The sequence below is a fragment of the Catenuloplanes nepalensis genome (assembly GCF_030811575.1).
GTDB lineage: Bacteria > Actinomycetota > Actinomycetes > Mycobacteriales > Micromonosporaceae > Catenuloplanes > Catenuloplanes nepalensis.
This window is the reverse complement of sequence record NZ_JAUSRA010000001.1, coordinates 3572416-3586618: the sequence shown is the minus strand read 5'-3', so window position 1 is coordinate 3586618 and position 14203 is coordinate 3572416. Positions and strand designations below refer to the sequence as shown.

Below are 14203 nucleotides of genomic sequence, written 5' to 3'. Positions count from 1 at the left end.
GGCGTCACCGGTACCTCGCGGCCGGCGGCGCCGGGGTGTCGCCGCTCAGCGCGGACAGCCAGGTGCCGTAGGTGCGCGCCCAGGTGCCGTCCGCGCGGAGCGTCTCCAGCAGGCCGTTGACGAACCGGACCAGGTCGTCGCTGCCCTGCCTGATCGCGATCCCGTACGGCTCGTCGCTGAACGCCGGGCCGACCACCTCGAGGTTCGGGTCCTGCGCGGCCATCCCGGCCAGGATGCTGTCGTCGGTGGAGACCGCGTCGACCTGGTTCTGCTGGAGCATCACCAGGCAGTCGGTCCAGCCGGACACCGCGACCGCGACCGGGCGGGCCGGGTGCGCCGCGATGTTGCGGATCGAGGTGCTGCCCGCGGCCGCGCAGACCTTCCGGCCGCCGAGGTCGTCCATGCCGGTGATCCCGGAACCACGGCCGGCCAGCACGCGCTGGCCGGCCGTGAAGTATTCCGTGGAGAAGCTGACCTGCTGCCAGCGCTCGCAGTTCATCGTCATGGTCGCGATCACCAGGTCGACCTCGCCGTTGCGGATCGCGTCGATCCGGGTGGCGGACGTGACGGTCCGGAACTGGATCCTGTTCGGATCGCCGAGGATCGCCCGGGCGACCTGCCGGGCGATGTCGATGTCGAAGCCGGACAGTTGCCCGGTCAGCGGATCCCGGAAGCCGAACCGGTAGCTGTTCTGGTCCACGCCCGCGATCAGCGTGCCACGCCGCTGGATCGCCGCCATCGTGCTGCCGGCCGGCATGCTGCCCGGCAGCGGGAGCGGACCGGCCGGGCGGAGGCTGGCCCGCGGGTCACAGCCCGGCGCGCCCGCGTCCGGCGCGGACGGGGACGGCGCCGGGTCCTGCGCGCCGACCGGCATCGGCACGCCCGCGCCGGTCTCCACGCGGGGCAGCCCGGAGCCTCCGGTCGCGCAGCCGGCGAGCACCGCGGCGGTCAGCAGCGCCGCGGCGAGCCCGGCGGCTCGGCGTCCCCGCGCGGCGCGGCGGCCGGTGACGCGGACCCGCCGGCCCGAACCGGCCGCCCCGCGCCGCGTGGTGCCGGAACTCGGTGTGGTGCCGGAACTCGGTGTGGTGCCGGAAGCCGGTGTGGTGCCGGAACTCGGTGTGGTGCCGGAACTCGGTGTGGTGCCGGAACTCGGTGTGGTGGCACGGGGGAGGGTCATCGGTACTCCGCCCTTCTGCGCTGCACGCCGATCGCGATGCCGGCGATCATGGTCAGGGTGAGCGCGCCCGCGGCCAGGTCGGCGAAGCGCAGTGCGGCGCCGGCCCGGCGGGCCTCGGCGGCGAAGACGTCGCCGTCGGCCGCGATGGCGGCGCCGAGCGCGTCGTCGAGCGCGGCCGAGTGGGTGGCCGCGTCGCCGAGCGTGGCCGTCACCGCCCCCGGGTAGTCGCCGCCGTCGTCCCTGGCCCGCACGTCGCGGTGCGTGGCCACCCACGCGTCCGCGGCCTGCACGGCCCGGTCCAGGTGCGGGGCGTCCGCGTCGGTGGCCGGGCGGCGGAGCGCGTCGAGCGTGCCGCCGTCGCGGGTGATCGGCTCCATCGTCTCCGTCCAGTGCTTCTCGAACGCGCCGCCGGAGCCGCGCGCCACCAGCGTCAACGCCTCGTCCGTGCGGGCCTGTAGCGCGGCGATCCGCACCGCGGCCAGCAGCTCCATCCGGTCGGAGCCGTCGTCCCGGCCGCCCGCGAGGTAGATGCCGGACGCGGCCGCGGAGACGACCAGCCAGAGCGTCAGCAGTACGGCCGCGCCGGTCGCGACCAGCAGGCCCGGGTTGAGCACGCGCCGGGTCAGCCGGGCCAGCCGGCGCTGCACCACGACCAGCCCGCCGATCGTGAGCAGGCAGAGGAGCACGGCCGCCCATGGCACCGCGCCACCGCCGCTGCGGGACTCCCGCAGGTCGTGGGCCGCGTCTTGGTAGGCGCGCTGGGCGGCCGGGAGCAGCTCCGCGCGCATCAGCCCGTTCGCCTCGCGCAGGTAGGCGGCGCCGACCGGCAGGCCCTGACGGTTCAGGGTGCGCGCGGTCTCGATCAGCCCGGTGTAGATCGGCAGCCGCGAGTTGAGCACGGCCAGGTGCGCCGCGCCGGCGTCGTCCGCGCCGGTCAGGCCCGCGCCGAGCACGGTCAGCGCGCGGCCGGCCTCGGCGACGTCGGCGAGGTAGCGGTCGCGCAGCGCGGGCGGTTCCAGGCCGCCGGAGAGGAACGCGGACGCGGCGGTGGCGTCCGCGTCGGAGAGCGCGCGGTAGAGGTCGAGCGCGGCGATGGTGAGCGGGCCGTGCCGCACCGCGAGCGTGTCGACGTGCGCGGCGCGCTGCCGGACGTCGGTGACCGCGGCGAGGCCGGCCAGCAGCGCGAGCGCGATCAGCACGGTCATCCAGAGCGCGAGCCGGCCGGGCGTGTGCCGCAGACCGGCGGTCAGGCGCTCCCGTGCCGGACTCTCCGTGATCACCATGGCCTCAGCCCTTTCCGCTCGTCGAATTCACGGTAGAAGTCGTGTTCAACGCTGAGCGGAGCGTGACCGAGGTCGTGAGTGCGGATGGCGTCGTGTTCAACGCTGAGCGGAGCGTGACCGAGGTCGTGAGTGCGGATGGCGTCGTGTTCAACGCTGAGCGGAGCGTGACCGAGGTCGTGAGTGCGGATGGCGTCGTGTTCAACGCTGAGCGGAGCGTGACCGAGGTCGTGAGTGCGGATGGCGTCGTGTTCAACGCTGAGCGGAGCGTGACCGAGATCGTGAGGGGCGATGAAGCCCGGTTGGCGTGTGCGTGACCGGACCAGGCATGATCGGTGACACCATGACCACGCTGACCGACCGGCTGCCCGGCACCGCGGACCCCGACTCGCTCTACGAGATCTTCAGTCTCTGGGCGCAGGAGCGGGGCCTGAGCCTCTATCCGCATCAGGAGGAGGCGCTGATCGAGATCGTCTCCGGCGCGAACCTCATCCTGAACACGCCGACCGGGTCGGGCAAGAGCCTGGTCGCGACGGCCGCGCACTTCGCGGCGCTGGCGCGCAACGGCACCACGTTCTACACCGCGCCGATCAAGGCGCTGGTCTCGGAGAAGTTCTTCTCGCTGGTGGAGATCTTCGGGCCGGAGAACGTGGGCATGCTGACCGGCGACGCCTCCGTCAACGAGGACGCGCCGATCATCTGCTGCACGGCCGAGATCCTGGCGAACATCGCGCTGCGCGAGGGCGCGGACGCGGACGTCGGCCAGGTCGTGATGGACGAGTTCCACTTCTACGCGGAACCGGATCGCGGCTGGGCGTGGCAGGTGCCGCTGCTGGAGCTGACCCAGGCGCAGTTCATCATCATGTCCGCGACGCTCGGCGACGTGTCCCGGTTCGAGAAGGACCTGACCCGGCGGACCGGGCGGCCGACGTCCGTGGTGCGCTCGGTCGAGCGGCCGGTGCCGCTGCTGTTCAGTTACGTGATCACGCCGATGCACGAGACGATCGAGGAGCTGCTGACCACCCATCAGGCTCCGGTGTACGTCGTGCACTTCACCCAGGCGGCCGCGCTCGAACGCGCGCAGTCGCTCATGTCGGTGAACGTGTCGACGCGGGCCGAGAAGGACGCCATCGCGGAGATGATCGGCAACTTCCGGTTCGCGGCCGGCTTCGGGCGGACGCTGTCCCGGCTGGTCCGGCACGGCATCGGCGTGCACCACGCGGGAATGCTGCCGAAGTACCGCCGGCTGGTGGAGACGCTCGCCCAGGCCGGCCTCTTGAAGGTCATCTGCGGTACGGACACGCTCGGCGTCGGCATCAACGTGCCGATCCGCACCGTGCTCTTCACCGGCCTGTCCAAGTACGACGGCATCCGCACCCGGCTGCTGCGCGCCCGCGAGTTCCACCAGATCGCGGGCCGGGCCGGCCGGGCCGGGTTCGACACGATCGGCCGGGTCGTGGTGCAGGCGCCGGAGCATGTGATCGACAACGAGCGCGCGCTGGCCAAGGCCGGTGACGACCCGAAGAAGCGCCGCAAGGTGGTGAAGAAGAAGCCGCCGGAGGGCACGATCGGCTGGGGCAAGCCCACGTTCGACCGTCTGGTCGAGGCCGATCCGGAGCCGCTCACGTCGTCGTTCCAGGTGTCGCACGCGATGCTGCTGAACGTCCTCGCCCGGCGCGGTGACCTGTTCACGCACATGCGCCGGCTGCTGACCGAGAACGACGAGGACCGCGCGTCGCAGCGCCGCCTGGTGCACCGCGGGATTCTCATCTACCGCGCGCTGCTGGCCGGTGGCGTGATCGAGCGCCTCGACACTCCGGACGAGGACGGGCGCACCGTCCGGCTCACCATGGATCTGCAGCTGGACTTCGCGCTGAACCAGCCGCTGTCACCGTTCGCGGTCGCGTCGCTGGAACTGCTCGACCGGGAGGCGCCCTCCTATGCGCTGGACGTCGTCTCGGTCATCGAGTCCACGCTGGAGAACCCGCGGCAGATCCTGTCCGCGCAGCAGTTCAAGGCGCGCGGCGAGGCCGTCAACGCGATGAAGGCCGAGGGCATCGAGTACGACCAGCGCATGGAGCTGCTCGAACAGGTCACCCACCCGCGCCCGCTCGCGGAGCTGCTCGAGGCCGCGTACGAGACCTACCGGCAGGGTCACCCGTACGTCGCCGACTACGAGCTCGCGCCGAAGTCCGTCGTCCGCGACCTCTACGAGCGCGCGATGACGTTCGGCGAGTTCGTCTCTTTCTACAGCCTGTCCCGCTCCGAGGGGCTGGTGCTGCGTTACCTCGCGGACGCGTTCCGCGCGCTGCGCCAGACCGTCCCCGAGGACGCGAAGACCGAGGAACTCGTCGACCTGATCGAGTGGCTCGGCGAACTGGTCCGCCAGGTCGACTCGTCGCTGCTCGACGAGTGGGAGCGGCTGCGCAACCCGGGCGCCCTGATCACGGCCCAGCCGCTGGACGACAAGCCGCCGGCCGTCACCCGGAACCTGCGCGCGTTCAAGGTCCTGGTCCGCAACGCCATGTTCCGCCGGGTCGAGCTGGCCGCCCTGCACCAGTGGGCCGCGCTCGGCGAGCTGGACGCCGAGGCCGGCTGGGACGCGGCCGCCTGGGCCGACGCGCTGGCGCCGTACTACGACGAGCACGAGGACATCGGCATCGGCCCGGACGCGCGCGGCCCGGCCCTACTCCAGATCACCCAGGACCGCACCGAGTGGACGGTCCGCCAGGTCCTCGACGACCCCGCCGAGGACCACGACTGGGCCATCACCGCGGTCGTCGACCTGGTCGCCTCCGACGAGACCGGCGTCGCCGTGCTGAAGGTGACCGACGTCAGCCGGATGTGACCGGCGTCCCGATCACCGGCGCAGGTGGTGGAGGTTGCGGCGCGGGTGCCGCTGCTGGTCGAGGTGGGGCGGCGGGATGAAGTCGGGATGGCCGTCAGAGCCGGTGCGGATGTGCCAGCCTGACTGCGGGTCGTGAATCCGCCGGTGATGATGGCGGCACAGCAGGACGAGATTGCTCAGGTCGGTGGTGCCGCCGGCGGTCCATGGGGTGATGTGGTGGGCGTCGGTCCAGCGTGGTGGCCGGTCGCAGTCGGGGAAGGCGCAGCCGCGGTCGCGGACGGCGAGTGCGCGCCGAAGTGAACCGGTGGCCAGCCGGCGGGTCCGGCCGACGTCGAGCACCTGGCCGGCGGTGCCCAGGACGACGGGCAGGACGCGGGCGTCGCAGGCGATCCGCCGCACGGTCTCGGCGGACAGTCGCTGGCCGGTGTCGGTGCCGGCGGCGCCCAGGGCCCGGGTGAGCGGCTGATATGCGACGGTGACGGCGAGCTGGGGCGGTTCGCCGCCGTCCGCGGGCAGCTCGCCGGTGCGCAGCGCGAGCCGGCACACCTCGGTCAGCGCGTCGGCCCGGCGCTGCGCCGGGGTGCGATCGTCTCCCGGTGCCGGGGAGCACAGTGGCTGGATGGCGGCCTGGACGGTGGCCGCGTCCTCGGTGCCGAGCAGGCCGCTCAATCGGACCAGGCCGTCGACGGGCAGGGACAGCGTCAGGCCGCGGTGCGCATGGGCGCGAGCCTCCTGCTGTGCCAGCGCGCGTTCGTCCGCGCGTTCGGCGATCTCTGGGGCGACGAACGCCAGAATGCGTTCGCCGACGCGGCGGAGCTGGTAGGCCGGAAGCCGGCCGGCCATGTCGATCTGGGTGGACTCGGCGCGGGCGACGATGTCGTCGATGTCGCCGGGGCCGATCTCGTCGAGGCCGGCGAGGTCGGTGGGAATCGCGTCGCAGGTGGCGGCGACGGCAACCGCCTGCCGCAGGTCCAGCCGCCCGTCGAGGACCGCCTGCTGCACGGTCGGCCGTGCCATCGCCGAGGCGGACTCGCACAGCTGCCGGGCCGGTTGCGGATCGAGGAGAAGGGTCGCGCGCAGCCACCCGGCGATGTTGCGGTGCCCCTGGGCCTGGGGCAGCCGGCGAGCGGTGGCCTGCTGCACCAGCCGGGCCTGCAGGGCCGCGGCGGCCTGCTCGAGCCGGTGCGCCGCACGCAGCGCGTCGACGATCTCGTCGTCGGTGAGCGGCCACAGCGGGGCCGAGGCGAGTTTCGCCGCGTCCTCGCCGAGCTGCCGCGCCTGAACCAACATGGAGCGATCCTCGGACACGGGTACGACACTTCCGGCCGTACGACGCCGCCACAGAGATTGATGTTCGCCATCTGCAAACACTCCGGGACTGGCCGATACGCGTGCTCTCCATCCGTACCCTCGCGGCTTGATTTCGATCTTGATCGTTGTGGGAAGCGGAACGCAGCCGTTCGTCAATCGGCTGTCGATGCCGGCCGTGTACAACCTCGCGGCAACGCCATGGACTAGTAGGGAGAAACTCACGATGGCACGGTTTCTGTTCGCGGCGACGCCCGCGACCGGGCACGTCACGCCGGCGTTGCCGCTGGTCCGAGCGCTGATCGAGGCCGGGCACGAGGTGCGGTTCACGACCGGGCGGGAGTTCGAGGGGGCCGTGGGCCGGGCCGGTGCGGTGTTCACGCCGGTGCCGGAGGAGGTCGACTGGAGCGGCATGACGCCGGATGAGCGGTGGCCGGAGCGGGCCGCGCTGACCGGGCTGAAGAAGCTGCAGTGGGACATCGCGAACTACTTCATCGCGCCGATCGCCACGCACGTGCGGCACGTGCAGCGGATGCTGGCCGAGGAGCCGGCGGACGCGGTCGTCTGCGACCCGCCGTTCGGCGCGGCCGCGGCGCTGCGCGAGCTGGGCGGGCCGCCGGTCATCCACTACGGGATCAGTACGCTCGGGCTGCCCAGCCGCGATCTTCCGCCGTACGGGCTGGGGCTGCTCCCGATGGGCGGACCGCTCGGCCGGGTGCGCGACCGGGCGCTGGACGCGATCCTGCGCCGGACCGTGTTCGCACCCAGCGTCGGCCAGGTCGACGCGCAGCGCGCCGCGATCGGCCTGCCGCCGGGCCGCCGCACCGCGCTGGAGACCGGCGGGGACGTCGCGCTCTACCTGCAGCTGTCCACGCCCGGGTTCGAGTATCCGCGGACCGACCTGCCGGACTGGGTGCACTTCGTCGGGCATCCGGCCGCGCCGCCGGCGTCGTCGGCCTTCATGCCGCCGCCGTGGTGGCCGGAGGTCACGGCCGGTGACCGCCCGGTGGTCGTCGTCTCCCAGGGCACGATCTCGACCGACCCGGCCGAGTTGCTGCGGCCCGCGCTGACCGGCCTCGCGCCGGCCGATGACCTGCTGGTGGTCGCGGTAACCGGCGGCGCCGACCCGGCCGTGCTCGGCCCGCTGCCGGCGAACGCGCGGGCAGCCGCGTTCGTCCCGTTCGCCGAGCTGTTCCCGCACGCGTCCGCGGTCGTCACGAACGGCGGCTACGGCACGATCCAGCTCGCGCTCGCGCACGGGCTGCCGATGGTGGTCGCCGGCCGCACCGAGGACAAGCCGGAGACGACCGCGCGGGTGGCCTGGTCCGGCGTGGGCGTCAACCTGCGCACCCAGCGGCCGTCCGCGGACCGGATCCGGGCCGGCGTCCGCCGGGTGCTGGCCGACCCGTCGTTCGCGGCCCGCGCCCGCGCGCTGCGCGACGAGATGGAGGACGGCTCCACACCGGAGCGGCGCGCGGTGGCGCTGATGGAGACGGTCGTCAGGCCTGCGGCTGGGTGAGGCTGCCGCTGACCGGGTCGGTGAAGGTCTGCGGCAGGTGCGGCACGTCCACGATCCGGTCCGCGTCCGCGAGCCAGTCGCGCAGCCACGCGGCGGCCTGCGGGTCGCGGGCCGAGAGCGCGGCCAGCGCGTCCGCGAACCCGGCGACCCGGGCCGGGTCGCCGGGCGCGTCCTCGACCGCGTCCAGCTCCGGCCCGGCCACGTCGTGCCGGTCGGCGAACTCGGTCAGCGCGGCCCACGCGGCCGTGCCGGGCTCACCTGCGGCACCGGTCGCGAGCGGGACGACGGTGGCGGCCAGAGCGGCGGCGGTGACGGGTTCCACGCGAGTACGGTACCGCGAGGTCCGGCCGTCCGGGCGGCACGCCGCATCGGACCACGGAAGCCTGCCCGGAAGCGAGGCCGCGGAAGCCTGCTCAGGAGCGAGGCTCCGGGCGGGCCCCGTGGCCGGTTTCAGAAGTCGGTGAGTGCCCGGACGACGGCCGGCCCGATGGCCCGGTCCGCGTAGAGCAGCCGGATCGCGCCCGGGTCCGGGTTGCCGGCGTCCGGGCCGCGCCAGACCCGGTGCAGCCCGGCGCGCTCGACCGTGCGCTGCGACCGGTCATTGCCCTCGAGGAGGTAGGCGGTGACCGGCAGATCGGGCCGGCTCGCCGCGGCGGCGTCGCGCGCCGCCCCGCTGATCCGCTGCGCATAACCGCGCCCCCAGAAGCGGGGAAGGAGCCGGAACCCGAGGTTCCACGCCACGTCGTAGCGCACGAACGCGCCGCCGATGCCGACGAACGTGCCGTCGGCGTGCCGCACCACCCACATGCCGTGCCCGTCCCGTGCCCAGCCGCCGCGCCAGATGTCGATCGCCCGAGCGGTCTGCGCGGGGGAGTCGTGCCGGCTCAGCGGGTCCGGCCCCCAGACGAGCGGGTCACTGTAGAGCCCGAACACCTCGGCCAGATCGTTCGGCGCGGGCTCGTGGAACAGCAGCTGCGACGTCACGGCGCCGATTCTGCACCACGGCCGGGGCGATCCTCCGGCCATTTCAGTCCCCGTCGTCATCGTCGTCGTCATCGTCGTCTCCGCCGGTCGCCGGGGCCGGTGGAGTGCCGTCGGGATCGTCGCCCGTGCGCGTGCCGGGGTGGACGCCGCCGTCGGCGCGGGAGCCGATGTGGACGTCGAGCGCGGCGGACGGCGAGGCGGACGGCGGGTGGGAACCACGATGGATCCGGGCCATGGCACGCCAGACCTGGAACCGCCCCCAGACGGCGGCCACCAGGCTGACCGTGAGTGCCAGGCCGAAGAAGACCACCACACCGATCAGAGACTCGAACACGCTTTCGCACGGTAGCGAACCGGATTGACCCCGGGCTCTTGACGGCGCTCATGTGAGCGCTAACACTGCACTCACGAAACATCGATGAAACGCGCTCCCTCCACGGAAAGGTCCCGCATGAGACGTACCGCCCTCGCGACCGTCGCCGTCCTGGTGGCCGCGGGTCTCGCGGTGCTCGGCCCGGCCGTGCCGGCCGGTGCCGCGCCCGCCGTGTCCTACACCAACCCGATCGCGGCCCAGCGTGCCGACCCGCACGTCTGGAAGCACACCGACGGCTACTACTACCTCACCGCGACCGTCCCCGCGTACGACCGGATCGTCCTGCGCCGCGCCACCACGCTGCAAGGGCTCTCCACGGCGGCGGAGACGACGATCTGGACCCGGCACTCCAGTGGCCCGATGAGCGCGCACATCTGGGCGCCGGAGATCCACTACATCAACGGCAAGTGGTACGTGTACTTCGCGGCCGGCGGCGACGACGTCTGGGCGATCCGGCCGTACGTGCTGGAGGGCACCGGCGCGAACCCGCTCACCGCGTCCTGGGTGGAGAAGGGGCAGATCCAGACCGGCTGGCAGAGCTTCTCGCTGGACGCCACCACGTTCGTCAGCAACGGCACCCGCTACCTGCTCTGGGCGCAGCACGACAACAGCCTGCCGTCCAGCAACACCAGCCTCTACATCGCCACCATGTCGAACCCGTGGACGCTGTCGTCCGCCGCGGTCAGCATCTCCGCGCCCACGCTGGCCTGGGAGAAGATCGGCTACGCGGTGAACGAGGGGCCGGCCGTCATCGTGCGCAACGGCAAGATCTTCCTGACCTACTCGGCGAGCGCCACGGACAGCAACTACTGCATCGGCCTGCTCACCGCGAACGCGGGCGCGAACCTGCTCAGCGCGGCCAGCTGGACCAAGACCCAGACGCCGGTCTTCACCAGCAACACCAACACCAGCCAGTACGGGCCGGGGCACAACTCGTTCACGGTGTCCGAGGACGGGCAGAGCGACATCATGGTCTACCACGACCGCAGCTACAAGAACATCAGTGGTGACCCGCTCGACGACCCGAACCGCCGGACCAGGGTCCAGAAGATCTACTGGAACGCCGACGGTACGCCGAACTTCGGCATCCCGATCCCGGACGGCAGGCACCCGGTGCGGCTGCGCTCGTACAACCTGCCGAACCAGTACATCCGGCACTGGGAGTACCGGGCGAAGGTCGAGGCGAACGTGACCAACCTGGCCGACTCGCAGTTCCGCGTGGTCACCGGCCTGGCCGGCGCCGGCACCGTGAGTCTGGAGTCGACCAACTTTCCCGGCTACTACCTTCGGCACCGCAACTTCGAGGTGTACGTGGAGAAGGCCGACGGCACCGCCCTGTTCAACGGCGACGCCAGCTTCCACCAGCGCGCCGGGCTCGCCGACCCGGCAGCGGTCTCGTTCGAGTCGTCCAACGCCGCCGGCCGATACCTCCGGCACGCGAACAACCTGCTCTACGTCCAGGCCGTCTCCGGCACCACCGCGCAGGCCGACGCCACGTTCCACACGGAGTGAACGCACGCGCCCCGGGCGGTGGCCGGGGCGCGTGCACTCTTCGTAAAGACACCGTTCCTAGGCTCCGCCGGTGCGCATCGTGCGGATCTATCATGTCCGGGTGACCTCGTTCGGTGATCGTCTGCGCCAGGTACGCCGGGATGCCGGGCTGACGCTGGAGCAGCTGGCGGAGGCGTCCGGCGTCAGCGACCGGACGATCAGCGACATGGAGCGCGGCCACAGCCGGGCACCGCAGGCCCGCACGCTCACCGCGCTCGCCGACGGCCTGGGCCTCACCGGCGACGCACGTGCCGTCCTCATCGCGGCCGCGAAGGAGGCCCGGTCCGCCAGTGCCGCCGGACGGCCCCGGGTGGGCGACCTGCCGCGCGGCGTCACCGACTTCGTCGGCCGGGCCGCGGAGCTGGCGATCGCGCGGGACGCCGCGCAACGAGCCGGCCACGACGCGGGACCGCCGCCGGTGCTCGTGGTGCACGGCACGGCTGGGCTGGGCAAGACCGCGTTCGCGGTGCGGGTCGCCGACGACCTGCGCGACGACTTCCCGGACGGCCGCGTCTACCTCGACCTGCGCGGCACCGACCCGGAGCCGGTCGCGGCCGGTGAGGCGCTGCAACGGCTGCTGCGCGCGCTGGACGTGCCGGCGGCCCGGATCGCCGCCGCGGACGACGACCGCTCCGCGCAGCTGCGGGCGCTCCTGGAGGACCGGCGGTGCCTGCTCGTGCTCGACAACGCCGGGTCCGAGGCGCAGGTGCGGCCGCTGCTGCCCGCGACCGGACCGTGCCTGGTCGTGGTGACGAGCCGGCGCATGCTCGGCGGCCTGGAGGGTGTGCTGCGCATCCCGCTGCCACCGCTCACCCCGTCCGAGTCCGCCGGACTGCTGGGCGCGATCGCCTCGCAGGCCGCCGATCCCGAGGCGGCCGCGCAGGTCGAGACGGTGTCCCGGCTGTGCGGGCACCTGCCGCTGGCACTCCGGATCGCCGGTACGCGGCTGGCCAGCCGTCCGCAGTGGACGGTGGCGGGCCTGGCCGGCCGCCTCGCCGGGGCGGACCGCCGGCTCGCGGTCCTGTCGGCCGGGGACGCCCGGGTCGCGGCGGCGTTCGGCCTGTCCTACGCGCAGCTGTCCGGCCCGGCCGCGACGCTGTTCCGCCGGCTGGCCCACGTGCCGGGCGCCGACTTCGCGGCACCGCTCGCGGCCGTGCTCACCGAGGCGCCGCTGCCCGACGCGGAGGACCACCTCGACGAGCTGGTCGAGATCGGGCTGCTGCAGCCGCAGGGCGTCGACCGGTACCGGTTCCACGACCTGATCCGTCTCTACGCCGAGGAGCGGCTGCGGGCCGAGGAGACGGCGGAGGACCGGGCGGCGGCCGTCCGGCGGATGACCGACTGGCTGCTGGACACCGCGAGGGTCGCCGGCCTGTGGTATCACTCCGGCGACGGGGAACCGCCGGACGGCTGGGACGGCCTGGCGCCGCTGGCCACCCTCCAGGAGGCCGGTGCGTGGCTCCGCGCCGAGACCGACAACTGGCGGGTCGCGCTGCGTCTCGCCGCCGCCGGCGAACGGCACCAGCTCGTCGTCGACGTCGTGTTCGCGCTGGGCTACTACGCCGACTCGGCCGCGCACTGGCCCGGCTGGGTGGAGACGCACGGGCTGGCGATGCGGGCCGCGAAGGCGCTGCCCGACCGGAAACAGCGGACGGAGCAGCTGACCAACTACGCCTGGGCGCTGCTCTACAGCGGCGGCCGTGCCGAGGAGGCCGCGGAGGTCGCCATGGAGGCGTACCGGCTGGGCGAGGAGACCGGCGACCTCGAGGACCAGCGGCTGGCCATCGGGTACGCCGGTGCGGCGTGGCGGCACCTGGGCCGGTTGGACGATGCGTTGCGGGCGTTCGGTCAGGCCGTCGATCTGGCCCGGCGGACCGGCGATGACGGCACCGGCGTGCGCGCGCTGGTCGCCTACGCGCTGACCCTGCAGACGGCCGGCCGCTACCGGGAGGCCGTCGGCACCTACCGGGAGGTGCTGGCCGGGCTGGACCGGTTCGAGGCGCCGCCGATCGAGGTCCGCACCACCCGGATGGGCGCGCTGGCCGGTCTCACCACCGCGCACTGCGCGCTGGAGCAGTGGAGCGAGTGCCTGGGCGCGGGCGGCCTCGTCCTGCCGCTCGCGACCGAGCTGGGCAACGCCCGGCAGCTCGGCCGCGTGCTCATCGCCACCGGCCGGGCCCACGCGGCGCTCGGCGACGCCGCACGGGCCCGGGCCGACCTGATCCGCGGCATGGAGACGCTCGAGGGCAACTTCATCGCCGGAAGCACGCTCGACCTGGACTACCTCGCGCGGGCCGCCGAGACCCTCCGCGGCCTCGCTTCTTCGTAATTATCTGCGTGGTCCCGGCGTACCCCCGCTGGTTGCATGGTTGTCATGTCCTCTGAGCTGAATCTGCGGCTTCTCGGGCCGCTGCGGGTGTGGCGTGGTGACGTCGAGCTGGACCCCGGGCCGCGGCAGCAGGCCTACCTGCTCGCGCTGCTGGTGGCCCGCGCGGGCGCGCCGGTCAGCGTGTCCGAGCTGATCGGCCTGATCTGGGACGACGACGCGCCGGCCTCCGCGGTGAACATCGTGCAGAAGTACCTGGGTGCGCTGCGGCGGGTGCTGGAGCCGGGGCTGCCGTCCCGAGCCGCCGGGTCCTACCTGGTGCGGCACGGCGCCGGCTACCGGTTCACCGCGCCGCCCGGCACACTGGACGTCGCCACGTTCCGCGAGCTGGTGGCGACGGCCCGGGCGAGCGCGCCGGACCTGGCGCTGGACCGCTACGCGCGGGCGCTGGAGCTGTGGCGTGGGCCCGCGGCGGACGGGCTGGCGCCGGGCCCGAGAGCGATGCCGGTCTTCGCGGCGCTGGACGACGAGTTCCTCGACGCGTGCGTGACCGCGGCGCGGCTGGCGGTGGCGGCGGACCGGCCCGAGCGCGTGCTGCGGCCGCTGCGCCTGGCCGCGTCGCTGGCGCCGCTGCACGAGCGCGTGCAGGCCGGTCTCGTCGCCGTGCTGGGTGCGGCCGGGCGGCGGGCCGAGGCGGTGTCCGTGTACCGCGAGGTGCGCGCCCGGCTCGACGACGAGCTCGGCGTGGAGCCCGGGCCGGTGCTGCGGGACACGTACCGCGTCCTCGTCCGACATTAGTCGGCACTCCTGAAGCAGGTCCTGAGTGCTCACTCAGAA

12 protein-coding genes are annotated in these 14203 nt (G+C 73.3%); 6 read left to right on the top strand and 6 right to left on the bottom strand.

Annotation, left to right across the window (positions count from 1 at the left end; all coding sequences use genetic code 11):
- Positions 1 to 4: 4 nt before the first annotated feature.
- Positions 5 to 1177: a transporter substrate-binding domain-containing protein gene (locus tag J2S43_RS15380; protein WP_306829718.1), complete on the bottom strand. Its 1173-nt coding sequence runs from the start codon at positions 1175 to 1177 to the stop codon at positions 5 to 7.
- Positions 1174 to 2460 carry a GlnX family signal transduction membrane protein gene (locus tag J2S43_RS15375; protein ID WP_306829717.1) on the bottom strand — a complete coding sequence of 429 codons (1287 nt, stop codon included), beginning with the start codon at positions 2458 to 2460 and terminating at the stop codon, positions 1174 to 1176. The genes J2S43_RS15380 and J2S43_RS15375 overlap by 4 nt, the downstream gene beginning before the upstream one ends.
- Before the next feature lie 41 nt (positions 2461 to 2501).
- On the opposite strand from J2S43_RS15375, the gene J2S43_RS15370 reads away from it, so the two are divergent.
- Positions 2502 to 2774 (top strand): hypothetical protein, encoded by a 273-nt coding sequence (locus tag J2S43_RS15370; protein WP_306829716.1) that lies wholly within the window; start codon positions 2502 to 2504, stop codon positions 2772 to 2774.
- Positions 2775 to 2785: 11 nt separating this feature from the next.
- Complete coding sequence (locus tag J2S43_RS15365) at positions 2786 to 5305, top strand: DEAD/DEAH box helicase (protein WP_306829715.1); 2520 nt, start codon at positions 2786 to 2788, stop codon at positions 5303 to 5305.
- Positions 5306 to 5317: 12 nt separating this feature from the next.
- Here the strand turns inward: J2S43_RS15365 and J2S43_RS15360 are convergent, their stop codons facing one another.
- On the bottom strand, positions 5318 to 6595 hold the full coding sequence (locus J2S43_RS15360; RefSeq protein WP_306829714.1) for an HNH endonuclease signature motif containing protein: 1278 nt from the start codon (positions 6593 to 6595) through the stop codon (positions 5318 to 5320).
- 244 nt (positions 6596 to 6839) lie between these two features.
- Here J2S43_RS15360 and J2S43_RS15355 point away from each other — a divergent pair, with 244 nt between their 5' ends.
- Complete coding sequence (locus J2S43_RS15355; protein WP_306829713.1) at positions 6840 to 8132, top strand: glycosyltransferase; 1293 nt, start codon at positions 6840 to 6842, stop codon at positions 8130 to 8132.
- Here the strand turns inward: J2S43_RS15355 and J2S43_RS15350 are convergent.
- The 3 genes from J2S43_RS15350 to J2S43_RS15340 form a co-directional block, all read right to left on the bottom strand.
- Positions 8113 to 8454 carry a hypothetical protein gene (locus J2S43_RS15350; protein ID WP_306829712.1) on the bottom strand — a complete coding sequence of 114 codons (342 nt, stop codon included), beginning with the start codon at positions 8452 to 8454 and terminating at the stop codon, positions 8113 to 8115. The genes J2S43_RS15355 and J2S43_RS15350 overlap by 20 nt on opposite strands.
- A 128-nt stretch (positions 8455 to 8582) precedes the next feature.
- A complete protein-coding gene (locus J2S43_RS15345; RefSeq protein ID WP_306829711.1) occupies positions 8583 to 9116 on the bottom strand; it encodes a GNAT family N-acetyltransferase in 534 nt (177 codons plus the stop codon).
- 43 nt (positions 9117 to 9159) lie between these two features.
- On the bottom strand, positions 9160 to 9450 hold the full coding sequence (locus tag J2S43_RS15340; protein WP_306829710.1) for a hypothetical protein: 291 nt from the start codon (positions 9448 to 9450) through the stop codon (positions 9160 to 9162).
- Positions 9451 to 9567: 117 nt separating this feature from the next.
- Here J2S43_RS15340 and J2S43_RS15335 point away from each other — a divergent pair, with 117 nt between their 5' ends.
- The 3 genes from J2S43_RS15335 to J2S43_RS15325 all read left to right on the top strand — a co-directional run bounded on the left by J2S43_RS15335 (position 9568) and on the right by J2S43_RS15325 (position 14164).
- Positions 9568 to 11001 carry a family 43 glycosylhydrolase gene (locus tag J2S43_RS15335; RefSeq protein ID WP_306829709.1) on the top strand — a complete coding sequence of 478 codons (1434 nt, stop codon included), beginning with the start codon at positions 9568 to 9570 and terminating at the stop codon, positions 10999 to 11001.
- Positions 11002 to 11101: 100 nt separating this feature from the next.
- On the top strand, positions 11102 to 13369 hold the full coding sequence (locus J2S43_RS15330) for an ATP-binding protein (protein ID WP_306829708.1): 2268 nt from the start codon (positions 11102 to 11104) through the stop codon (positions 13367 to 13369).
- A gap of 45 nt (positions 13370 to 13414) precedes the next feature.
- The gene (locus J2S43_RS15325) at positions 13415 to 14164 is read left to right on the top strand and encodes an AfsR/SARP family transcriptional regulator (RefSeq protein WP_306829707.1); all 750 of its coding nucleotides are present in this window, start codon (positions 13415 to 13417) and stop codon (positions 14162 to 14164) included.
- Positions 14165 to 14203 lie beyond the last annotated feature (39 nt).

Coding starts and splice junctions, on each gene's coding strand:
- J2S43_RS15325 (WP_306829707.1), top strand. CDS start 13,415: ATGTCCTCTGAGCTGAATCTGCGGCTTCTCGGGCCGCTGCGGGTGTGG.
- J2S43_RS15335 (WP_306829709.1), top strand. CDS start 9,568: ATGAGACGTACCGCCCTCGCGACCGTCGCCGTCCTGGTGGCCGCGGGT.
- J2S43_RS15365 (WP_306829715.1), top strand. CDS start 2,786: ATGATCGGTGACACCATGACCACGCTGACCGACCGGCTGCCCGGCACC.
- J2S43_RS15375 (WP_306829717.1), bottom strand. CDS start 2,460: ATGGTGATCACGGAGAGTCCGGCACGGGAGCGCCTGACCGCCGGTCTG.
- J2S43_RS15360 (WP_306829714.1), bottom strand. CDS start 6,595: ATGTTGGTTCAGGCGCGGCAGCTCGGCGAGGACGCGGCGAAACTCGCC.
- J2S43_RS15380 (WP_306829718.1), bottom strand. CDS start 1,177: ATGACCCTCCCCCGTGCCACCACACCGAGTTCCGGCACCACACCGAGT.
- J2S43_RS15355 (WP_306829713.1), top strand. CDS start 6,840: ATGGCACGGTTTCTGTTCGCGGCGACGCCCGCGACCGGGCACGTCACG.